Here is a 22,526-nt window from a genome sequence, read left to right on the forward strand (position 1 = left end):
GCGTGTCGTCCGGCGGCGCGCCGGCCGCCGCGGTACGCGTCGCGCCCGGTGACCGTCGCGGCCGGCCGGCTGTCCTGTCGTCGGTGCCTGGATCCTCCCCCACCCCGACATCATCACCGCTGAACGCGCCCGAGCGGCCCACAACGACACACCGGGCGTGTCGTCCCGCGGATCAGGTCATGTTGGCGAGGAACTCGCTGTAGAACAGGCCCAGGGCGATGGCCACGCCGATGCCGGCGATGATCCAGAAACGCACCACGATGTTCACCTCACTCCAGCCGGCCAGCTCGAAGTGGTGCTGGAGTGGCGACATTCGGAACACCCGTTTGCCAGTGGTCTTGAAGGAGATGATCTGGATCACCACGGACATCGTGATGATCACGAAGAGCCCACCGATGATCGGCAGCAGCAGGATGGTGCGGGTCGACATCGCCATGCCGGCGATCAGACCGCCCAGCCCCAACGCGCCGGTGTCACCCATGAAGATCCGCGCCGGGGACGTGTTCCACCAGAGGAAGCCCACACAGGCCCCGGCCGCCGCCCCGGCGATGAGCGCGATCTCCAACGGGTCGCGGACCTCGTAGCAGTACGGCTGCTTGTAGTTCGGGTCGGCGCACCAGTGCCGGTACTGCCAGAACGCGATGAGCGCGTACGAGGCCAGCACCATCACCGACGCGCCGGTGGCCAGACCGTCCAGACCGTCGGTGAGGTTCACGCCGTTCGTCGCGGCCATCACCACGAAGATGAAGATGATCACCGCGCCGACCTTGCTGACCTCCAGGAAGTCGATGTCCCGGATGAAGCTCAGCGTCGTGCTGCCCACCGTCTCGGTGTTCGTCGCCACGCCCGAACCGTCGGTCATCGTGCTCGGGAACCACAGCGCGATCACCCCGAAGACCGCACCGACCAGGATCTGCCCGAGCAACTTGCCGCGCTTGTTCAGACCGGCGCTGTTGCGCTTGCGCACCTTGAGGAAGTCGTCGAGGAAACCGACCGCGCCGGAGAAGACCATCAGCCCCAGCAGCACCAGCGCGGTGATGGTCGGCTCCACCTGGGCGATCTGCTTGTCCGGCAGGGTGGTCAGGGCCAGGTGCCCGGCCACGTACGCGATCACCGTGGCCAGGATGAAGACCACGCCACCCATCGTGGGCGTGCCCTTCTTGCCCTGGTGCATGGCGGGGCCGTCGGACCGGATCGGCTGACCGGCCTTGAGCTTGGTGAACACCTTGATCGCGAGGGGGGTGCCGAAGAGCGAGACGATGAAGGCCACCCCGATGGCGACGATGACCGCCCTCATCGGGTCGACTCCCCACCGGTGTCGGCGCGCAGGGCGTCGGCCACCTCCCAGGTCCGGTACCGGGAGCCCTTGACCAGGACGACATCGCCCGGTCGTAGCTCGCCCCGCAGCACCTCGACGGCCGCCGCCTGATCGGTGAGCAGCACCGACTCTCCTCCCCAGTTCGCTACCGCTGTCGCGCCTTCGTGGATCGGCGCGGCCGGCTCGCCCACCACGAGCAGCCGGTCGACGCCCAGCTCGGCCGCGAGTCGGCCGACCTCGGCGTGGCCGTCGTACTCGAACGGACCCAGCTCGGCCATGTAACCAAGCACCGCGACGGTACGCCGTCCCTGGCCGATGCTGGCCAGCGCCCGCACCGCCACCGCCATCGAGGCCGGGTTGGCGTTGTACGAGTCATCGATGACTGTCACCCCGTCGGGGCGGTCGAAGACATCCATCCGGCGGGTCGACACCAGCCCCAACTCGCCGAGGGCCGTCGCCAGCTCCGTCAGCGGCAGGCCCAGCTCCCGGGCCACCGCCGCCGCGGCGAGGGTGTTGCCGACCTGGTGCCGGCCGGCCAGCCCGAGCCGCACCGGCGCACGCCCCTCCGGGGTGACCAGTGTGTACGACGGGTGTCCCCGCTCGTCGAGCGTGACGTCCTCGGCGCGCACGTCGGCGTCCGACGCCTCGCCGTAGCGGACCACCCGGGCCCGCGTCCGGCTCGCCATCGCGTCCACCCGCGGGTCGTCGGCGTTCAGCACGGCCAGCCCGTCCGGCGGCAGGGCCTCGACCAGCTCGCCCTTCGCCTGCGCGATGGCCTCCTGCGAGCCGAACTCGCCGATGTGCGACGTGCCGACGTTGAGCACCACGGAGATCCGGGGCGGCACCAGCTCACACAGGTAACGGACGTGCCCGATCCCGCGTGCGCCCTTCTCCATCACCAGGTAGCGGGTGGCCGGCCCGGCCTGCAACGCGGTGTACGGGTGCCCCAGCTCGTTGTTGAACGACCCGGGCGGCGCCACCGTGGCCCCGAGCCGGGTGGTGAGCTGACCGATCAGATCCTTCGTGGTGGTCTTGCCCGACGAGCCGGTCACGCCGATCACGGTCAACCCGGGCAGCCGGTCCACCGCGGCGCGGGCCAGCCGGCCCATCGCGGTCAGGGCGTCGTCGACGAGCACCATCGGCACCCCGGGCACCTCGCGGCTGCCGAGCACCGCCACCGCCCCGGCCTGGACCGCCGTCACCGCGTAGTCGTGCCCGTCGACCTTCTCGCCCGGAAAGGCCACGAAGAGCGAACCGGGCCCCACCTTGCGCGAGTCGAACTCCACCGAACCGGTCACGGTGGCGGCCGGATCGGCGCCCACCAGCCGCCCGTCGACCGCCGCGGCGACCTCGGCCAGGCTCAGCGCGATCATCGCCGACCCGCCAGGTCTCCGAAGCGGGCCCGCAGCGCGTCGGCCAGCTCGACGCTGTCGTCGAACGGAAACACCTCGCCCGCCACCTCCTGGCCGCGCTCGTGCCCCTTGCCGAGCAGCGCGATCACGTCGCCCGGCTCGGCCAGCCGAACCGCCTCGTCGATCGCGGCCCGCCGACCGGACACCTCGATGATCCGGGCGGCCGCGCCGGCCCGGTACGCCCCGGCGAGCACCTCGGCGCGGATCTCCGCCGGATCCTCGGTACGCGGGTTGTCGTCGGTCACCAGCACCACGTCGGCGCCCTCGGCGGCGGCCGCGCCCATCACCGGCCGCTTGCCCCGGTCCCGGTCCCCGCCGGCGCCGATCACACAGATCAACCGGCCGACGCTCAGCTCACGCAGCGCGGCCAGCACGGCCACGATCGCGTCCGACTTGTGCGCGTAGTCGACCACCCCACGCACCGGCCCGACGCTGTCGACCAGCTCCAACCGGCCGGGTACGCCACCGCAGGCGGCCACGCCGGCCGCCGCGGTCACCGGGTCCACCCCGGCGCCCACCAGCGCGGCGATGGCCAACAGCGCGTTTGCCACGTTGTGCCGGCCGGGCAGCGCCACCCCGGTGGACAGGACCACACCGTCCGGGCCGTGCGCGGTGAACCGCTGGGCGTACCCCTCGCCGCCCACGCCGTCGGCCCACCAGGTCGCGCCCCGGTCACCGGCCGCCGAGTAGGTGACGGTGGCCGGCTTGTGCAGCGGCTGCAACGCCGGGTCGTCGTGGTTGAGCACCTCGACCGCGCAGCGCCCGTCGAAGAGCTGGGCCTTCGCGGCGAAGTAGTCGTCGCTGTCGGTGTGGAAGTCCAGATGGTCGGAGCCGAAGTTGGTGTAGCCCCCCACCGCGAACCGGACACCGCCCACCCGGCCCATGGCCAGCGCGTGGCTGGAGACCTCCATGACCACGGCGGTGACCCCACGCTCGCGGGCCGTGGCCAGCATGGCGTGCAGGTCGGTCGCCTCGGGGGTGGTGCGCACGCTGTCGATCACCAGGTCACCGAGGCGGGTCTCCACGGTGCCGATCAGCCCGGTGGTGTGCCCGGCGGCCCGCAGCCCCGACTCGACCAGGTACGCGGTGGAGGTCTTGCCGGCGGTGCCGGTCACGCCGATCACGGTGAGCGCGGCGGTCGGGTCGCCGTAGACCGCCGAGGCCAGCTCGCCGAGGACCGCGCGGGGGTCGGGCACCACCAGGGCGGGCAGACCGCTCGCCGCCGCCAGCTCGGCGCCGGCCGGGTCGGTCAACAGGGCCACCGCGCCGGCCTGGGCAGCGCCGGCGGCGAACTCCGCGCCGTGTCGACGGGCACCGGGCAGCGCCGCGTACAGGTCGCCGGGGCGGACCTCCTGGCTGGCGTGGGTCGCCCCGGTGACGGTCACCGCGGCGTCGTCCGCCGGGAGGTCGACGGCGAGCCGGACGGCGAGGTCACCGAGCCGGACTCCGGTCACGGTACGTGGACGTGGATTGCCAGGCACGGCGTCAGACCCTACCCGGTCGTCCGGTTCCGGCCGTACAGCCGCCCCGGTGGTTCGTCGGCACCCACCGATGATGTCCCGCCACCGCTGCTCAGCGCGGATAGACCACGAACTTGGGTGCCGAACCTGTGGACGGCGGCACGCGATAGTGACGCAGGGTGAACTGCATCATGTCGCGAAACGCCGGATTGGCGATCGCCGCGCCCCCGTAGTTGGGCGCGTACACGAAGACGGCGATCACGTACCGGGGGTTCTCGGCGGGGGCCATGCCGATGAAGGAGGACACCTCGCCGGGCTGCTGCTTGCCGTCGACGAACCGCAGGCCGGTGCCGGTCTTGCCGGCGACCCGGTAACTGGGGACCGCGGCGGTGAGCCCGGTGGCGTGGTCGACCGTGGTGACCGCCTCCAGCATGCTGCGCAGGGCCGCCGCGTTCTGCGGGCTGAGCACCGACCGGGTCACCGGCGCGGGCGCCGCGGTGCGCTTGCCGTCCGGGCCGATCACCTCCTTGACCAGGTGCGGCTGCACGTAGGTGCCGTTGTTGGCGATCGCGGCGTACGCGGCGGCCATCTGCAACGGGGTGGCGTCGACGCTGTGCCCGATCGGCACCGACCCGGCCGACGATCCGCTCCACTCCTCGGCCGGCAGCAGTCGCCCGCCGGCCTCCCCCGGCATCCCCTCGCCGGTCGGCTTGCCCAGCCCGAACCGCTTCTGGTAGTCGATCAACCGGTCCCGGCCGAGCTTCTCGCCGACGGTGATGGCGCCGACGTTCGACGAGTAGGCGAGCATCCCGGGGATGCTCATCCGCTTGCCGCCGGCCGGGTGCGTGTCGGAGAACCAGGTGTCGCCCATCTTGATGCGGTTGGCGATGGGCAGGGTGGTGTCCGGGGTGATCACCCCCTCCTGCAGCGCCGCGCCGTAGGTGATCGCCTTGTGCACCGAACCGGGATCGACGATGAAGCTGGTGGCCGCGTCCTCCCGCTCGACCGGGGTGCTGTCCGTCGGCTTCGCCGCGCTGTAGGTGGGATTGCTGGCCTGGGCCAGCACCGCGCCGGAGGGGATCTCCATGATCACGGCCGCGCCGGTGCCGCCCCGCAGCTGGGCCATGCCCGCGCTGAGGATCTGCTGCGTCCGGTACTGCAGATCACGATCGATGGTGAGGCACAGCGAGCTGCCCGGCTTGGCGAGGGTGGTCTGGCTGTAGCCGCCCGGGATCGCCGCGGCGAGGTCACCGAGGCCGGCCTCGTAGCGCCGCTGGCCGTCCTGCCCGGCGAGCACGTCGTCGTAGCGAGCCTCCAGCCCTTCCAGCCCGACCATGTCCTGGCTGGTGAACCCGATCAGGTTGGCCGCCAGGTCACCCCCGGGCACCTCGCGACGCTCGTCGCGGTGCACCCCGATGCCGGGCAGTTCCAGAGCCTGCACCCGCTTGGCGGTCGCGATCTCCACCCCCCGGGCCAGGTAGGCGAACGTGGACTCCTTGCCGTTGTCCAGCTTGCGCGGCTTCATCAGCGCGACGAGCTTCGACGCCGGGATGGCGAGCAGCGGGGAGAGCGCCTTGGCGGTGGCGGCCGGGTCCTCGACCTTCGTGGGGTCGGCGAACACGTACCGCGCCTCGACGCTGCGCGCCAGCGGCTCACCCCGGTAGTCGTAGATCGCGCCCCGCGGCGCCGGCAGTTCGACGGTGCGGGTGCGGTCGACGACGCCACCGCCGGCGTACGCCGGGGCGTCGACGGTCTGGAGGAAGATCAGCCGGATCCCGATGGTCACGAACAACGTCAGGGCGAGGGCGGTGCCCAGCCGCAGCCGCAGCCGCGAGTCGGCGAGCTTCGGCGGGCGCGGTGGCTTGCGGGACGGCCGCCGGGCCGCCGGGCGCTCGGCGCGGCGTGGCGCGCGCGGTGTGGTCCGTCGGCGCGGCGGCGGCTCGTCGACGCCCGGCCCACGGGGGGTACGCGGCGCGACGGTGCGCACCACGCCGCCCCGCCCGGCGGCCGGGGCGTCGCGGCGACCGGCCCGGGCGGCGGCCCGGCCGCCGTCGAGCACCTGCAACGCCGGCCGGAACGGGTCGCCGGAACGGGTGCTGCGCGGGGTACGCCGTTGCTCGGCGCCCACACCGCGCGGCGGCGTGCCGCGCTCGTCGCGGACGGTCCGACCCCGTGGCGTGTACGCGCGGGCGCCGGAGATGCCCCCGATGCCCGGCTCGCCGGTGCGCGGCTCGGAGTCGGTGGGGCTGCCGTCACGCGAAGAACCGCGCCGGGACCCCGTGGGGTCCCGGCGCGGCTCGTCCGACCTTCGTGGCACCGGTCAGCCTCCCGCACCCTGGCTGGTCACCGACGGCTTACCGGTGGCCGGCTGCGGCACGCCGATGGTCTTGCCGTCCGGCAGCCGGATGTAGCCCGGCTCGCCGGCGTCCACCAGGCCCAGCCGCCGCGCCTCGGCGGTCAGGTTGCCCGGCGCCTCGTACTCGGCGATCTGCTTGTCCAACTGCTGCTTCTCCAGGTCCAGTCGAGCCTGCTGCTGCTGCAGCCGCTCCAACCGGAACGCGTTCTCATTGATCTTGGTGTTGACCGCCAGGATGCCCAGCACCCCACCGACCACAAGCACCACGATCAGCGCCGCGAACGGCGCACGCGGCACCGAGATCGGCGGCGGCGGCGCCACCCGCAGCCGCGGCGACCGGGCGCCGGTGGCCCCGGCGGCCTTCTCGACCGGCCGCAGCGCGGCGGCGCCCTCGGTCGGGAACTCGCGCGCCCCCCGGGCGCGAGTCTCCCCCTGCTGGTTCACTCGATCGATGCGTGGCGTACCGTTTCCGAGGCGCGGAGCCCGCTCCGCCGCGGTCCGGCCCCCCGACCGCGGTGCGCGCTGCCCGCCGCCGGTGACGTCCCGGCGGCCGCGCTTGTCAATGTTCATGTCCCTCCCCCTCAACGTCCGTCCCTCTGCCGTCCCGGTGCCCCTGACCCCCCACGGATCAGGCGGACCCCGTGCCCGGTTGGTGCATTCCCTTCACCCGTCGGCGAGACCGTTCGCGGTCGGTCCGCCCCTGCTCTGTCGCGTTCGGGTCGAGTCGCTCCGCGGCCCGCAGCCGCACCGAGGCGGCGCGCGGGTTCGCGGCGACCTCCGCCTCCCCGGGCAGTTCGGCGCCCCGGCTGAGCAGCCGGAACGTCGGACCCGACCCGGGAAGCTCGACCGGGAGGTCGACCGGGCCCTTACTGCGGACCCGGTCCGCGAGCGCCACCTTGGTGAGCCTGTCCTCCAGGGAGTGGTAGGACAGGACCACCATGCGACCGCCCACGGTCAGTGCGTCGAGCGCGGATGGCAGCGCTGACTCCAGCGCCGCCAGCTCTCTGTTTACCTCGATCCGTAAAGCCTGAAACGTTCTCTTTGCCGGGTGCCCACCCGTTCGTCGGGCTGGTGCCGGAATGGACTCCCGGACCAGCTCCGCCAACCGCGCGGACGAGGTGATCCGGCCGCGTTCCCGCTCCCGCAGGATCGCCGAGGCGATCCGGCCGGCGAACTTCTCCTCGCCGTAGACCCGCAGCACCCGGGCCAGGTCCGGATGCGTGTAGGTGTTGACCACCTCTTCGGCGGTCACCCCCCGGGTCTGGTCCATCCGCATGTCCAGTGGCGCGTCCTGGGCGTACGCGAACCCGCGGTCGGGCGCGTCCAACTGCAACGACGACACACCCAGGTCGAACAGGACGCCGTCGATGCCCGGATAGCCCAGCCGGTCCAACACCTCGGGCAACTCGTCGTAGACGGCGTGCTCCAGATGCACCCGATCGGCGAACCGGGCCAGCCGGACCCGCGCGTGAGCGAGCGCCTCGGTGTCCCGGTCGAGCCCGATCAGGACCGTCTCCGGGTGCGCCTCGAGCACCGCCTCGGCGTGCCCGGCCAGGCCGAGCGTCGCGTCGACGTGGACCGTCCGGCCGCCTCGACCCAGCGCGGGGGCCAGCAGCTCAAGACACCGCTCGAGCAGCACCGGCACGTGCGTGCCGCGCAACTCCCCCATGTTGACCCCCACTGGTTGAAACGTCCGTTCTCCTCGTGCGCCTGTCGTCGGACGGCGCTGCCGTCGTACCGCCAGATCCCCATCCGCTCCCGCCGGACACCGGACCGTCGCCCGATGACTGGATCGTGCGCCTGGCACCGGGGAAGGGGTGCCAGGAACTCGAAAGCGGCTGGAGATCTCGCAGTACGTCGGGCGCCGTTCCGCCCTACAGACCGCCGGGCAGCACCCCCTCCGAGATGTCGGCGAAGTCGTCCTCGCTGTCGGCGAGGTAGGTCTCCCAGGCTGCCTTGTCCCAGATCTCCACCCGCGTGCTCGCGCCGATCACCACCAGGTCGCGGTCCAGCGCGGCGTACGTCCGCAGGTGGGCCGGGATGGTTACCCGACCCTGCTTGTCCGGAACCTCGTCGTGCGCGCTGGCGAAGAAGACCCGACTGTAGGCCCGGGCCGCCTTGTGCGTCATCGGCTGCGCGCGCAACTGGTCCGCGATCCGCTGGAACTCAGGGGTCGGGAAGACGTAGAGGCAGCGCTCCTGCCCTTTGGTGACCACGACACCCCCCGCCAGCTCATCCCGAAACTTGGCCGGAAGGATCAACCGGCCCTTTTCGTCCAGGCGTGGAGTGTGGGTGCCGAGAAACACCGGCCCAACCCCCTCGCCCCTGAGCGGCGTTCGCGGCGCCGCTGACCCCCCGGGCCGGTGAGCCCTCCCGGCCTCACCATTGGTCCCCACTCTACTCCACTTCCCTCCACCTGCAACCAGATTCGCCCGCGTGGCGTGTCCGATCCGGCGACAAAACAGCACGTCACAAGGGGTGGAGCGGAGTGGAGGGCCGCGCCGGCCGGCCGGCGTGGTCCGCTTTCCGACATAGATCGACTCCGTCCGGTGGAGGTCCTCCCGGCCGCCCGCGCCGCCACCACGGCCGAACGGTTCACCGTCGGCGGCGATCTGGCGGGGCTGGCGGTCCGGTAACCTCGCTCGCGTGACGGACGCGAAAATGCCCCTACGGGCCAAGGTGGCCAGCTCCGTGTCACGGACCGCCGCGGCGCTCTCCCGGGCGGCCGGCCGTGGCGACGGTTCGGTGATCGGCGGGTGGATCGGCCTGAAGATCGACCCGGACCTGCTGGCCCACCTGTCGGCCGGGCGTGCGATCGCGCTCGTCTCCGGCACCAACGGCAAGACCACCACCACCCGGTTGACCTCCGCCGCGGTCGGCGTGCTCGGCCGGGTCGCCACCAACTCGTTCGGCGCCAACATGCCCAGCGGGCACACCTCGGCACTGGCCAAGGCCGGCAGCACCCCGTACGCGGTGCTGGAGGTGGACGAGCACTACCTCGCCCAGGTCCTCGAGGCGACCGAGCCGCACGTGGTCGCGCTGCTCAACCTCTCCCGCGACCAGCTCGACCGCGCCAAGGAGGTCGCCATGATGGCGCAGCTCTGGCGTGCGGCGCTGGTCCGGCACACGAATGTCCGGGTGGTGGCGAACGCCGACGACCCGCTTGTGGTCTGGGCGGCCACCCCGCCCGGCGATCCCGCCCAGGGCATCAACCCGCCGCACGTGACCTGGTTCAGTGCCGGTCAGCGCTGGCACGACGACTCCTGGGTCTGCCCGGAGTGCGGCTCCACCATCCAGCGCTCCGGCGAGCAGTGGTGGTGCACCGGCTGCCCGCTGCGCCGACCCGAGCCGCACTGGGTCGTCGAGGACGAGGGGGTGCTCGACCCCACCGGCGCCTGGCACAAGGTCTCCCTCCAACTGCCCGGCAAGGTCAACCTCGGCAACGCGGCGACCGCGCTGGCGGTGGCCGCCGAGTTCGGCGTCCGCCCGGTCGACGCGGTGTCCCGCCTCGGCATCGTCACCTCGGTGGCCGGTCGCTACGCGCAGGTCGACAAGGACGGGCGCAACATCCGGCTGCTGCTGGCGAAGAACCCGGCCAGCTGGCTGGAGGCGTTCGACATGGCCGACGACGCACCGACCCTGCTCTCCATAAACGCGCGCGACCCGGACGGCCTCGACACCTCCTGGCTCTACGACGTCGACTTCGCCCCGCTCCGCGGCCGGCAGGTGTTGATCACCGGTGACCGGGCATACGACCTGGCGGTCCGACTGGACGTCAACGACGTGCCGTTCCAGCACGTCCGCACGTTCGACGACGCACTCCGGTCGGTCCCGCCCGGGCGGCTGGAGGTCATCGCGAACTACACCGCGTTCCAGGACATCCGAGCGGAGTTGGACCGTGTCATCTGAGAGTCTGCGCATCGTCTGGATCTACCCCGACCTGCTCTCCACCTACGGAGACCGGGGCAACGCCCTGATCCTCGCCCGCCGGGCCCGTCAGCGCGGGATGCCTGTCGAGGTGCTGGAGGTCCGCTCCGACCAGCGGCTGCCCGCGACCGCCGACATCTACCTGGTCGGCGGCGGCGAGGACGGCCCGCAGGCGCTCGGCGCCCAGCGGCTCCTCGCCGACGGCGGCCTGCACCGCGCCGTCGCGCAGGGCTCGGTGGTGTTCGGGGTCTGTGCCGGCTACCAACTGCTCGGCGCCTCGTTCTTCGCCAAGGGCGTGCAGTGCCGCGGCCTGGAGCTGCTCGACCTGCAGTCGGACCGGGGCGAGAGCCGGGCCGTGGGCGAGCTGGCCGGCGAGATCGACCCCCGCCTGGGGCTGCCCCCGCTCACCGGTTTCGAGAACCACGGCGGCCGGACCCACCTCGGCCCGGAGGTCTCGCCGCTGGCCCGGGTCACCGCCGGGGTGGGCAACAACGGCGCCACCGAGGGCGCGTGGCGCGGCAAGCTGCTGGGCACCTACTCACACGGGCCGGCGCTGGCCCGCAACCCCGCCCTGGCCGACCTGCTGCTGCGCTGGGCCACCGGGGCTCACCAACTCCCGCCGTTGGACGACACCTGGTCGGACCGGCTCCGCAACGAGCGCCGCTCCGCGGTGGCCGTCGCCCGGGCATGATCCGTGCCGTCCGGCGGCTGCTCCGGCAGCCGTCGGCCGCCCGGTTCGCCCTGCTCGTGCTGCTGATCGGCGGCTGCGGGCTGCTGCTGCTCCTGGCGCCCCGACCCGATCCGGAGCAACTGCCGCTGCTGGCCGACCGACTGGGCGACCTCGCCCCGGTGGCGGCCGTCCTCGGCGGCGCGCTGCTGCTGGTCGCCCTGGTCCCCCGGACCTTCGTCACGCTCGCCGCGGGTGCGATCTTCGGCCCGTTGGAGGGCGCCGCGTACGCCCTCGGCGCCGCGCTGGTGGCCGCGGCGATCGGGTTCACGGTCGGCCGGCTGCTCGGCCGGGAGTTCGTGGCCGACAGGGTCCGTGGCCGCCTGGCCCGCCTCGACGGCTGGTTCGCCCGGCAGAGCGTGGTCGGTGTGGTCACCGTCCGACTGCTGCCGATCGCCGGCTTCGGGCTGGTCAGCTACGGCTACGGCACGACCGGCGCCCGGGTGCTGCCGTTCCTGGCCGGAAGCGTGATCGCCTCCGCGCCGACCGCCTTCGGCTACGCGGCGATCGGCGCGTCGGTCAGCTCACCCGGCCACATCAACTGGTACGCCGCCGCCCCGGCCAGCCTCGGCCTCATCGCCAGCGGGGTGCTGATCTACCGGTGGTGGCGTGCCGAGCGAGCCCGCCGCTCCATGCCGGTCTGACCGTGCCCGAGCCAACCGTCAGCCCGGCCGAGGAGCCCCTGTCCGGCGGGGGCGCCGTGGTCCAGGCGGCGCTGACCCTCTGATCCCCGCGATCTTGCAGTTCCTGTCCCGACATACCGCCCGCGAGAGGGCAAAACAGGGACCGAAAGTGCAAGATCGCGGGGGTGAGGGGCGAGGGGCGAGGGGTGAGTTACGCCACCACCGAGACCATTCGGCCCTTGACGACGATGACCTTGCGGGGTTCCTTGCCGGCCAGGCTCGCGGCCACCGCCTCCAGGGCCGCCGCGCGGACGACCTCCTCGGCGGCGTCGGCGGGCACCTCGATGCGGCCACGGACCTTGCCGTTGACCTGCACCGGATAGGTCACCGTGTCGGCCACCAGCAGCGCCGGGTCGGCGGTCGGGAAGTCCGCGTACGTCAGCGAGGTGTCGTGGCCCAGCTTGCGCCACAGCTCCTCGGCCAGGTGCGGGGCGAACGGCGCCACCATCAGCACCAGCGGCTCGGCCACCTCGCGCGGCGTCGCCGACAGCCCGGTCAGCCCGTTGGTCAGCTGGATCAGCTTGGCGATCGCGGTGTTGAACCGGATGCCGTCCATGTCGCCACGGACCCCGTCGATCACCCTGTGCAGCAGCCGGCGGGTCGCCTCGTCGGCCGGATCCTCGGTGATCCGCAGCGCGCCGGTCTGCTCGTCGACGACGGCCCGCCAGACCCGCTGCAGGAACCGGTACGAGCCGACCACCGCCCGGGTCTCCCAGGGTCGGGACACCTCCAGCGGGCCCATCGACATCTCGTACACCCGGAAGGTGTCGGCGCCGTACGCGGCGCACATGTCGTCGGGGGTCACCACGTTCTTCAGTGACTTGCCCATCTTGCCGTACTCGCGGTTGACCGCCAGGTCGCCCAGATAGTAGGCGCCGTCGCGCTCCATGACCTCCTCGGCCTGCACGTAGCTGCCGCGCGAGTCGGTGTACGCGTACGCCTGGATCATGCCCTGGTTGAACAGCTTGCGGAACGGCTCGAACGACGACACGTGGCCCAGGTCGAACAGCACCTTGTGCCAGAACCGCGCGTACAGCAGGTGCAGCACGGCGTGCTCGGCGCCGCCGACGTACAGGTCGGTGCCCCCGCAGTCACCCTCGCGCTGCGGGCCCATCCAGTAGCGCTCGTTCTCCGCGTCGACGAACCGCCCGCTGTTCGTCGGGTCCAGGTAGCGCAGCTCGTACCAGCAGGAGCCGGCCCACTGCGGCATCACGTTGGTTTCCCGGGTGTAGCGCTTCGGCCCGTCACCCAGGTCCAGCTCGACCTCGACCCAGTCGCGCCGGCGCGACAGCGGGGTCTCCGGGTTGCTGTTCGCGTCGTCGGCGGCGAACGTCTTCGGGGAGAAGTCGTCCACCTCCGGCAGCTCGACCGGCAGCATCTCCTCCGGCAGGGCGATGGCCGCGCCGGTCTCGTCGTAGACGATCGGGAACGGCTCACCCCAGTAACGCTGGCGGGAGAACAGCCAGTCGCGCAGCCGGTAGGTCACCGCGCCGGTGCCGTGCCCGTTCGCCTCCAGCCAGGCGATGATCGCCGCCTTGGCGTCGGCGACCCCCAGGCCGTTCAGGTCCAGGCCGCGTTCGGGCGCGGCGCTGTTGATCGCCGGGCCGTCCCCGGTGTACGCCTTGCCGTCGAAGCCCTCCGCCGGCTGCACGGTACGCACGATGGGCAGCTCGAAGACCTCCGCGAACGCCCAGTCGCGTTCGTCCTGCGCCGGCACCGCCATGATCGCGCCGGTGCCGTAGCCGGCCAGCACGTAGTCGGCGATGAAGATCGGGATCTGCGCGCCGGTGACCGGGTTGGTGGCGTACGCGCCGATGAAGACGCCTGTCTTCTCCTTGGTGTCGGACTGCCGCTCGACGTCGGTCTTGGCCGCCGCCGCCTTGCGGTACGCCTCGACGGCGGCCCGGGGGTTGGCGTGCCCGCCGGTCCAGGCGTCCCTCGCGTCGTCCGGCCACGCGTCCGGAGTCAGCGCGTCGACCAGCTCGTGCTCGGGCGCCAGCACCATGTAGGTGGCGCCGAAGACGGTGTCCGGGCGGGTCGTGAACACCCGCACCGGCGCCTGCTCGGTCGGGAAGTCGATGTGGGCGCCGGTGGAGCGGCCGATCCAGTTGCGCTGCATCAGCTTGATCGGCTCGGGCCAGTCCAGGGTGTCCAGGTCGTCCAGCAGCCGGTCACCGTACGCGGTGATCCGCATCTTCCACTGCTTCAGGTTGCGCTTGAAGACCGGGAAGTTGCCCCGGTCGGAGCGACCGTCGGCGGTGACCTCCTCGTTGGCCAGCACGGTGCCCAGCCCGGGGCACCAGTTGACCGGGGCCTCGGAGACGTACGCCAGGCGGTGGTCGTCGACGACCTGGCGGCGCTCGGCGACGCTCAGCTCGGCCCAGGCCCGGCCGTCCGGGGTGGGTCGGTTACCGCCCTCGAACTCGGCGATCAGCTCGGCGATCGGGCGGGCCCGGCCGGCGTCGCCGTCGTACCAGGAGTTGAAGATCTGCAGGAAGATCCACTGGGTCCAGCGGTAGAAGTCGGTGTCGATGGTGGCCACCGAGCGGCGCTCGTCGTGTGCCAGCCCCAGCCGGCGCAGCTGCGTCTTGTACCGCTCGATGTTCGCCACGGTGGTGGTCCGGGGGTGGGTGCCGGTCTGCACCGCGTACTGCTCGGCGGGCAGGCCGAACGCGTCGAAGCCCATCGCGTGCAGCACGTTGCGGCCGGCCATCCGCTGGTAGCGGGCGTAGCAGTCGGTGCCGATGTAGCCCAGCGGGTGGCCGACGTGCAGGCCGGCGCCGGACGGGTACGGGAACATGTCCAGCACGTACAGCTTCTCCGCGCCGGCGCGGGGGTGGGTCGGGTCGGCCAGCGGGCCGGTCGGGTTCGGTGCGTGGAAGGTGCCCTCGCGCGCCCAGGTGTCCTGCCAACGGATCTCGATCTCGTCGGCCAGGGCCGCGGTGTACCGGAACGGGGGAATGTCGCCCGCCGGTGCGGCTGCCTCACTCATCGTCTCTCCTCGCTTCGCTTCGCTTCGTCTCGGCGGCGCCGGGCCGGGCCGGCGGCGGGCACAAAAATGCCCCTCGCACAGGAGGGGCCGCCGTGCTGTCGCGCCTTCAGCGCATCAGCACGGCCCGGTAAGAAGCAGGAAGACTCCGGCCATGTTCGGCAGTGTACCGCGTCGGCGGCCCGCCCCGCCGGCCGCAGGGGTACGCCGGGCCGGGTCCCCCGAGGTGGCGAATATCGGGGCGTAACCGACGGACTACCTGCGGGGGTCGGCGATAACGACAAACATGGTTAGCCTGAGAGGCTAGTGAGAATCCTGCGGCAAACGAGGCTCGACGTCGCGAACCCAACGGCGGGTCCAGGTGCTCTCTACAGAGCTGCCGTGACGGCGACGAGGAGGAGGCCCGTGACACAACAGACCTGGGACGAGGTTGGCGGCCTACTGCCGCACGACGAGTTCCGCGCCGCCAGCGAGGCCATCGTGGCCAACATCGAGCAGGTCATCGAGGGTAAGACCGCCACCGTGCGGCTCGCCCTGGCCGTGTTGCTCGCCGAGGGTCACCTCCTGATCGAAGACGTTCCCGGTGTCGGCAAGACCAAGCTGGCCAAGGCGCTCGCGCGGTCCATCGACTGCACGGTACGACGGATCCAGTTCACCCCCGACCTGCTGCCCAGCGACGTCACCGGGGTCAGCGTCTACAACCAGGAGACGCACGACTTCGAGTTCCGCCCGGGTGCCGTCTTCGCCAACCTGGTGGTCGGCGACGAGATCAACCGGGCCTCGCCGAAGACCCAGTCGGCGCTGCTGGAGTGCATGGAGGAGCGTCAGGTCACCGTCGACGGGGTGACGTACCAGCTCCAGACCCCGTTCATGGTCATCGCCACCCAGAACCCGATCGAGATGGAGGGGACCTACCCGCTGCCCGAGGCGCAGCGCGACAGGTTCACCGCCCGCATCGCGATGGGCTACCCGGACGCCAACGCCGAGCTGGCCATGCTCGACGGCCACGGTGCCACCGACCCGCTGAACGAGCTGCGCGCGGTCTCCGACGCGGACATCGTCCGGCAGCTCATCGCCACCGTCCGGCAGGTGCACGTCGCGGACGCGGTCAAGCAGTACGCGATCGACCTGGTCACCGCCACCCGCGAGGCCCCCGACCTGCGGCTCGGCGCCTCCCCCCGAGCCACCCTGCAGCTACTGCGCACCGCCCGCGCGGTCGCCGCCCTGGAGGGCCGCGACTACGTCCTCCCCGACGACCTGCAGGCCCTGGCGGTGCCGGTGCTCGCCCACCGGATCATCCCGACCGCCGACGCGCAGCTCGCCCGGCGCACCACCGACGCGATCGTCTCGGAGCTGGTGCACCGCCTGCCGCTGCCGCACGACCGGCAGCGCAACCAGTACGACACCCGGCCCGCTTCCGGCAACGGCCGCGCGCCCTACGAGCCGCGGAGGCCATGACGTGCGTGCCGGGCTGCGCGGGCTGACCACCCGCGGGCGCTCCTTCCTCGCCGCCGCGGTCGCGGCGGCGCTCTCGTCCGGCATCCTCGGCGAGAAGGACCTGCTCCGGGTGGCGGTGCTGTTGGCCGTCCTGCCGTTGCTGGCCGCGGCCTACGTCGGGCGCAGCCGTTACAAGCTGGCCTGCAACCGGTCCCTGGACCCGCATCGGGTTCCGGTCGGCGCCAATTCCCGGGTGGTGCTGCGTCTGCAAAACCTGTCCCGGTTACCGACCGGCACCCTCCTGCTGGAGGACCGGTTGCCCTACGCGCTGGGCAGCCGGCCCCGGGTGGTGCTGGAGCGGCTCGGCGCGCACCAGGCCAGTTCCGTGGCGTACACCGTGCGGGCCGACGTGCGGGGCCGGTACGACGTGGGTCCGCTCGTGGTCCGGATAACCGACCCGTTCGGCCTCTGCGAGCTCACCCGGTCCTTCCCCAGCACCGACCACCTGACGGTCATCCCGCAGGTCGCTCCGCTGCCGTCGGTCCGGCTCCCCGGGGAGTACGCGGGCAGCGGCGACAGCCGGGCCCGGTCGGTGGCGGTGCACGGCGAGGACGACGCGGCGACCCGGGAGTACCGGCGCGGCGACGACCTGCGCCGGGTGCACTGGAAGTCCACCGCGCGCACCGGCGAGCTGATGGTGCGCCGCGAGGAGCAGCCGTGGGAGAGCCGCGCGACAGTCGTCCTGGACACCCGGGCGTACGGCCACCGCGGCGAGGGGCCGACCGCCAGTTTCGAGTGGGCCGTCTCCGCCGCCGCGAGCGTCGCCGTCCACCTCCGCCAGGCCGGCTACAAGCTGCGCCTGGTCAGTGGCTCGGGCGTCGACGTGGACGCGTCGGAGGCCGGCGGTGACGGTGCGTTGCTCGACCATCTCGCGGAGGTGCGCCTGGATCAGCGCGCCGACGTGGCAGGTCTCGTGCAGCGGGTCCGCCAGCGCGCCGACGGCGGGTTGATCATCGGGCTGTTCGGCACGGTGAGCGTGGCCGAGGCCGAGCTGCTGGCCGGGCTCCGGGGCAACGGCGCCACCTGCATCGGTTTCCTCCTGAACAGCTCCACCTGGCTCAGCCTGCCGGAGAAGGCCCGGGCCGAGGCCGAACACGCGCACGCTGCCGCCGTCCTCGCCATGTTGCAGAGTGGCTGGCGCGTCGTCGGCGTCGACCACGGCGCCCGACTGCCGGCGCTGTGGCCGCAGACCGGCCGGGGCTCCCAGGGCTTCGCCCTACGCGCGGCGCTGGCGGAGACGGTCGCCGGCGGCGTGCGATGAACGGAAGGGTCCCCTCATGATCGCCAGTCGGAACATCGGCCTGGTGGCGGCCACGGCCACGCTGCTGGCCGCCGCGCCGCTGTCGGCCATCTTCCAGAGCTGGACGTGGCTCGTCCAGTCGGTCATCACGGTCGCCGTGGTGGCCGGGGCGGCCGCGCTGACCAGGCTCGTCCGGGCACCACTGTGGGGTCAGGTGCTGGGCATGCTGGCCGGGTTGGTCCTCGCCCTGACCTGGCTGTTCCCCAGTAACCAGGAACTGCTCGCCGTCCTGCCCACGCCGAGCACGTTCGCGCACTTCAACGACCTGCTCAGCGGCTCCATGCAGGACATGCGCTCGTACGGAGTCGAGGTCCCGGACACCGACCCGCTGCTGTTCATCGCCGTGCTCGGCGTCGGCGCGGTCGCCGTACTCGTGGATGTCCTCGCGGTGGGGCTGCGCCGGCCCGCGCTGGCGGGGCTGCCGATGCTCGCCATCTACTCGGTGCCGGTCGCCGTCTATGTGAACAGCGTCCCCGCGACGCCGTTCGTGGTGGGCGCCGCCGGTTACCTCTGGCTGCTGGTCACCGACAACGTCGACCGGGTCCGCAGGTTCGGGCGCCGGTTCACCGGCGACGGCCGCGACGTCGACGTGTGGGAGGCCTCGCCGCTGGCGTCGGCCGGCCGTCGGCTCGCGGTGATCGGGGTGGTGCTGGCCGTGGCGCTGCCGTTGGCGGTGCCCGGCATGAGCGGCGGGCTCCTCGACTCCCTCAGTCGAGGTCCGGGCAACGGCAGCGGCAACGGGCCCGGTTCGGGCGGCACGTCGGGTCGGATCGACCTGTTCGCCTCGCTCGCCGGTCAGCTCAACCAGTCCCAGGTGGCCGAGCTGGTCAAGGTCACCACTTCCGAACCCGACCCGTTCTACCTGCGCTACGCGGTCGCCGACGAGCTGCGCCCGACCGGTTTCCAGGCACGCAACCCGGCCGGCCGAGCGGTCAACCGGGACCTGCCCAACCCGGCCGAGCGGGTCCGCCCCGGTGTGCAGCACACCACCTACCGGGCGACCGTCGAGGTCACCAAGAGCCTGAGCATGTCGCTCATGCCGGTGTACGCCGAGCCGATCCGCGCCGAGGACCTCAGCGGCAACTGGCTCTACGACCCCAACCAGCAGGTCGTCTTCTCCAACCGGGAAAACTCCCGGGGCCGGAAGTACTCCTTCGACTACGTCCGCTCGACCTACACGCCGACGACGCTGCGGGCCACCCAATCGCTGCCGACCGACCACCCGTTACGCCGGCAGATGACCGCCACCCCGGGGCCGGTGCCCGAGGTGGAGGAGCTGGTCAAGGGACTGATCCAGGACAAGCGCACCGACTACGACCGGGTGTTGGCGATCTACAAGCACTTCTCGGCGGACAACGGGTTCAGCTACCGGTTGAGCACCGAGAGCGGCAGCAGCGGCCAGGACATCGTCAACTTCCTCACCAACAAGGTCGGCTACTGCCAGCAGTACGCCGCCGCGATGGCCTGGCTGGTCCGTTCGGCGGGCATCCCGGCGCGGGTGGCGTTCGGGTTCACCAACGGCAGCAAGCGCGACGGTGACACGTTCACGCTGACGAACCTCAACCTGCACGCCTGGACCGAGGTCTACTTCGACGGGGTCGGCTGGGTGCCGTTCGACGCCACCCCGACGTACGGGGTGCCGGGGTCCACCCGCTCGGCCTGGGCACCGGACACGGACGCGCCGGAACCGACCACACCGGGCACCGGCGTCACGGACACCCCGACGGGCCCCGAGGCGTCGGCCGGTCCGGCCGGGCCGGACAGCGCCGACCGGGACGTCGACGACGGGCTGTCCCTGGGCGGTACCACGCCGGCCGAGCAGCCACCGGTCTGGCCGTGGTGGACGGCGGGCCTGCTGGCCCTGCTGGCACTGCTCGCCATTCCCGCGCTGCGGCGGCTGGCGCTGCGCCGCCGACGGGGTGGCCAGCCGGCGAGCGCCGCGGTGGCCCCCACGGCGGCCGTCGGCGACGGTGTCGATCCGGCGGCGCGGGTGGTGGTGGTCGGCGTGGACGCCGACCGGGCCCGCGCTGACGCACACGCCGCCTGGGCGGAACTGCTCGACACCATGGTGGACTTCCGGGTCCCGGTCGACCTGACCGAGACGCCCCGGGCGACCGCGGACCGGCTGGTCCGGGACACCCTCGGCGACGACACGGCCGCGACCGGGTCGGCGCGGCTGCTCGGACAGGCGGAGGAACGGGCCCGTTACGCACGGGACCCGCTCACCGGTGAGCGGTTGCCGCCGGCGCTACGCGAGGTCCGCGGGGCGCTCGCCGCACGGGCCGACCGCCGCACCCGCCTGGTCGCCGCCGTGTTGCCGCCGTCGGTGCTGCTGCGGTGGCGGACCTCCATGGCGGACGCGTCCGGCCGGATGGTGGCGCTGACCGGGCGAGCCCGGTACCGGTTGCTGCGCTGGAACCCTCGACGGCTGTTGGCGGACCGAGCGGCCCGCTGACCTGGCCGGCTGAGCAACGCCCGTTCGGAGCCGGGGTGGCGGTCCACCAACCGCCACCCCGCCCGAGCCCACCTCGCCCCGCTCCGCCCGATCCGCGCCGCCGCGCCGCGCCGCTCGAACCGCCACCCCGCCGGACACAGCCCGGCCCACCCCGCCGCTCGATCCGACGGGCGGCCCCGCCCGAGCCGACAGTCCGCCCCGCCCGGCGGCCAGGCCCGCCACATCAGGCGTGCCGCCGCCTCCGGGTCCCTCACCGCATCCGGGTCCCCGCCGACTCCTTGATCAGGTGATGAAAAGTAGGGCTCAGAGGCTCGCCAGACCTACTTTTCATCACCTGATCAAGGCCAGGCAGATCCCGACGCTTGAGCAAGGCCAGGCAGGTCCCGACGCTTGAGCAAGGCCAGGCAGGTCCCGACGCTTGGGCAAGCCACGCGGGTTCTGACGCACGAGCGGGGCGCTGCACTTGAGCAAGGCCAGGCGGGTTCGAGGCACGCGCGAGGCGCTGCGGGCAGCGGTGGAGGAGGGCGCGCGGATATGACGGAGGTCGCCGGGGCTGTGCCCGGCGACCCGCTCGTCGCGGCGTTCGGCCCGCCTCAGCGGCGGGACCGACTCAGCGGTGCCCCTCCGGGCGCTGCCGCCACCTGTCCTCCATGCGGTCCAGGATCGACGACCGGCGACCGGACCGGCCACCGCGGGGACGACGACGACTTGTCGTGCCGCCCACCACGTGCAGGTCGGGTGACTGCGCTCGCCGGTGCGACTGCACCGCATACGCGGCCGAGGCCAGCATGACGACAAAGCCCGCCACCGCCAGCGGTGGAGTCTTGATCACCGCCCCGTAGACCAGTAGAGCCAGGCCAGCGATGATGACGCCGGCGGCGACGAGCAGGCGACGCCGCGCATGGAAGCGCGGATCGCTGGCGCGCACGGCCGAGGCGAATTTGGGGTCCTCGGCAAGCGACCGCTCGATCTGCTCGAACAGCCGCTGCTCGTGCTCCGAGAGCGGCACGGCACTCCTCCCCGGTCACGTTGGTCGGGCCCACTCGGGCCGACAGACCGTGGCAGCCATCCGGCTGCTTACCCGCAAGTCTACGAGGGGGCTCGCGCGTCGGAAAGCGGGACGACCTACGGGTGGGGTGGATTTTCCTTCCGGTGAGCGTCACGGTCGCCCATCAGACTGGCCGGACCTATGACGGACCGCCCGAATCGGGCAGCGGCGGCGTCGGCGGCAGCTTCCGCTTCCCGCCAACCGCGCTCGGGCGCGCCGAGGGTGAGCTGCCGGGGCGCGCCCCGTGCCGCGGCGAGCCCCTCCACCCGGACACCGACGAGCCGGATCCGCTCGCCCGGGTCGAGTGCGGTGTAGAGCGCCCAGACCGTGTCGAACATCTCGCGGGCGGTGTCGGTGGGCACGTCGAGGGTGCGGGAACGGCTGACGGTCCGGAAGTCGGCCAGCCGCACCTTGAGGGCGACGGTGCGCCCGACCTGCCCGGAGCCGCGTAACCGGACGCCGACCTTGGCGCTGAGCGCGAGCAACGCGCGGCGGATCTCCAGTGGGTCGGCCACGTCGACGTCGAAGGTCACCTCGGCGCCGATCGACTTGTCGACGTGCTCCGGGGTGACCCGGCGCGAGTCCCGTCCCCAGGCCAGCTCGTGCAGGTGGGTCGCCGACGCCGCGCCGACCGCCTTGCGGAGCATGCCCAGCGGGGCCTCGGCGAGGTCGCCGACGGTCGCCAGGCCCAGCCTGCGCAGCGACTCGGCGGCCCGCTCCCCCACCCCCCAGAGCGCGTCCACCGGCAGCGGGTGCAGGAAGTCGAGCACCTGCCCCGAGGGCACCACCAGCAGGCCGTCCGGCTTGGCCCGGGTGGAGCCGAGCTTGGCCACGAACTTGCTCGGCGCCACCCCTACCGAACAGGTGAGCGCCTGCTCCTCGGCGACCCGCCGGCGGATCAGCCGGGCGATGGCGGCCGGCGAGCCGAAGAGCCGGCGGGCGCCGCTCACGTCGAGGAACGCCTCGTCGAGGGAGAGCGGCTCGACGAGCGGGGTGACGTCCCGGAAGATCTGCATCACCGCCCGGGAGGCGGCCGTGTAGGCGCTGAACTCCGGTGGCAGGTAGACCGCGTGCGGGCAGCGCGCCCGAGCCTGGCTGGTCGGCATCGCGCTGCGGACGCCGTAGCGGCGGGCCTCGTAGCTGGCCGAGCTGACCACCCCGCGCGGCCCCACACCGCCGACGATGACCGGCCGGCCGCGCAGCTCCGGGCGGCGGCGCACCTCGACGGCGGCGAAGAAGGCGTCCATGTCGACGTGCAGGATCGGGCTGCCGGAGTCGTCGGCATCCGGCCCGAAGCGCGGATCCCCGCCCCGGGGCAACGACTGACTTCGGCCCATCCCGGCAGGTTAACCCG

The 22,526-nt window shown here is 72.6% G+C and carries 15 protein-coding genes and 1 pseudogene; 6 read left to right on the forward strand and 10 right to left on the reverse strand.

The genetic code is table 11. The features are described 5' to 3' along the window. Positions 1-172: 172 nt before the first annotated feature. From mraY to mraZ, 7 genes and pseudogenes are all read right to left on the reverse strand, one after another. On the reverse strand, positions 173-1,297 hold the full coding sequence (mraY, locus tag ACLQ29_RS15275) for a phospho-N-acetylmuramoyl-pentapeptide-transferase (protein ID WP_425772209.1): 1,125 nt from the start codon (positions 1,295-1,297) through the stop codon (positions 173-175). Continuing rightward, positions 1,294-2,691 (reverse strand): UDP-N-acetylmuramoyl-tripeptide--D-alanyl-D-alanine ligase, encoded by a 1,398-nt coding sequence (locus ACLQ29_RS15280; protein WP_425772210.1) that lies wholly within the window; start codon positions 2,689-2,691, stop codon positions 1,294-1,296. The genes mraY and ACLQ29_RS15280 overlap by 4 nt, the downstream gene beginning before the upstream one ends. Beyond that, the gene (locus ACLQ29_RS15285; RefSeq protein WP_425772211.1) at positions 2,688-4,211 is read right to left on the reverse strand and encodes a UDP-N-acetylmuramoyl-L-alanyl-D-glutamate--2,6-diaminopimelate ligase; all 1,524 of its coding nucleotides are present in this window, start codon (positions 4,209-4,211) and stop codon (positions 2,688-2,690) included. The genes ACLQ29_RS15280 and ACLQ29_RS15285 overlap by 4 nt, the downstream gene beginning before the upstream one ends. 91 nt (positions 4,212-4,302) lie before the next feature. Next, a complete protein-coding gene (locus tag ACLQ29_RS15290; RefSeq protein WP_425772212.1) occupies positions 4,303-6,507 on the reverse strand; it encodes a peptidoglycan D,D-transpeptidase FtsI family protein in 2,205 nt (734 codons plus the stop codon). Positions 6,508-6,510: 3 nt separating this feature from the next. Next, on the reverse strand, positions 6,511-7,116 hold the full coding sequence (locus ACLQ29_RS15295; protein ID WP_393363393.1) for a hypothetical protein: 606 nt from the start codon (positions 7,114-7,116) through the stop codon (positions 6,511-6,513). Further along, positions 7,106-8,215: pseudogene (gene rsmH / locus ACLQ29_RS15300) on the reverse strand (16S rRNA (cytosine(1402)-N(4))-methyltransferase RsmH). Before rsmH ends, ACLQ29_RS15295 begins: the two are co-directional and overlap by 11 nt. A 205-nt stretch (positions 8,216-8,420) precedes the next feature. Then, on the reverse strand, positions 8,421-8,852 hold the full coding sequence (gene mraZ, locus ACLQ29_RS15305; RefSeq protein WP_425772213.1) for a division/cell wall cluster transcriptional repressor MraZ: 432 nt from the start codon (positions 8,850-8,852) through the stop codon (positions 8,421-8,423). 355 nt (positions 8,853-9,207) lie between these two features. Between mraZ and ACLQ29_RS15310 the strand changes: the two genes are divergently transcribed. Genes ACLQ29_RS15310 through ACLQ29_RS15320 form a run of 3 tightly spaced genes read left to right on the forward strand, consistent with a single transcriptional unit; the run spans position 9,208 to position 11,844 of the window. Then, positions 9,208-10,455 (forward strand): MurT ligase domain-containing protein, encoded by a 1,248-nt coding sequence (locus ACLQ29_RS15310; protein ID WP_393364511.1) that lies wholly within the window; start codon positions 9,208-9,210, stop codon positions 10,453-10,455. After that, positions 10,445-11,164, forward strand: coding sequence for a type 1 glutamine amidotransferase (locus ACLQ29_RS15315; protein WP_393363398.1), 720 nt, complete (start codon positions 10,445-10,447; stop codon positions 11,162-11,164). The genes ACLQ29_RS15310 and ACLQ29_RS15315 overlap by 11 nt, the downstream gene beginning before the upstream one ends. Further along, a complete protein-coding gene (locus tag ACLQ29_RS15320; RefSeq protein WP_425772214.1) occupies positions 11,161-11,844 on the forward strand; it encodes a TVP38/TMEM64 family protein in 684 nt (227 codons plus the stop codon). The genes ACLQ29_RS15315 and ACLQ29_RS15320 overlap by 4 nt, the downstream gene beginning before the upstream one ends. A 190-nt stretch (positions 11,845-12,034) precedes the next feature. Here the strand turns inward: ACLQ29_RS15320 and leuS are convergent, their stop codons facing one another. After that, positions 12,035-14,875: a leucine--tRNA ligase gene (leuS, locus tag ACLQ29_RS15325; RefSeq protein ID WP_425772215.1), complete on the reverse strand. Its 2,841-nt coding sequence runs from the start codon at positions 14,873-14,875 to the stop codon at positions 12,035-12,037. A gap of 402 nt (positions 14,876-15,277) precedes the next feature. On the opposite strand from leuS, the gene ACLQ29_RS15330 reads away from it, so the two are divergent. Genes ACLQ29_RS15330 through ACLQ29_RS15340 form a run of 3 tightly spaced genes read left to right on the forward strand, consistent with a single transcriptional unit; the run spans position 15,278 to position 20,124 of the window. Further along, complete coding sequence (locus tag ACLQ29_RS15330; RefSeq protein ID WP_387197722.1) at positions 15,278-16,330, forward strand: AAA family ATPase; 1,053 nt, start codon at positions 15,278-15,280, stop codon at positions 16,328-16,330. A 1-nt stretch (position 16,331) separates the two neighbouring features. Then, positions 16,332-17,630, forward strand: a complete 1,299-nt coding sequence (locus tag ACLQ29_RS15335; RefSeq protein ID WP_393363410.1) for a DUF58 domain-containing protein — start codon at positions 16,332-16,334, stop codon at positions 17,628-17,630. 16 nt (positions 17,631-17,646) lie between these two features. Continuing rightward, entirely contained in the window at positions 17,647-20,124 is a 2,478-nt protein-coding gene (locus tag ACLQ29_RS15340) for a transglutaminaseTgpA domain-containing protein (RefSeq protein ID WP_425772216.1), read from the forward strand. Between the two features lie 610 nt (positions 20,125-20,734). Here ACLQ29_RS15340 and ACLQ29_RS15345 read toward each other — a convergent pair. Further along, a complete protein-coding gene (locus tag ACLQ29_RS15345; RefSeq protein WP_110564093.1) occupies positions 20,735-21,133 on the reverse strand; it encodes a DUF3040 domain-containing protein in 399 nt (132 codons plus the stop codon). 116 nt (positions 21,134-21,249) lie between these two features. Then, positions 21,250-22,509, reverse strand: a complete 1,260-nt coding sequence (locus ACLQ29_RS15350) for a DNA polymerase IV (protein WP_425772217.1) — start codon at positions 22,507-22,509, stop codon at positions 21,250-21,252. Positions 22,510-22,526 lie beyond the last annotated feature (17 nt).

It is taken from the genome of Micromonospora sp. DT228, from assembly GCF_049841595.1.
Lineage (GTDB): Bacteria > Actinomycetota > Actinomycetes > Mycobacteriales > Micromonosporaceae > Micromonospora.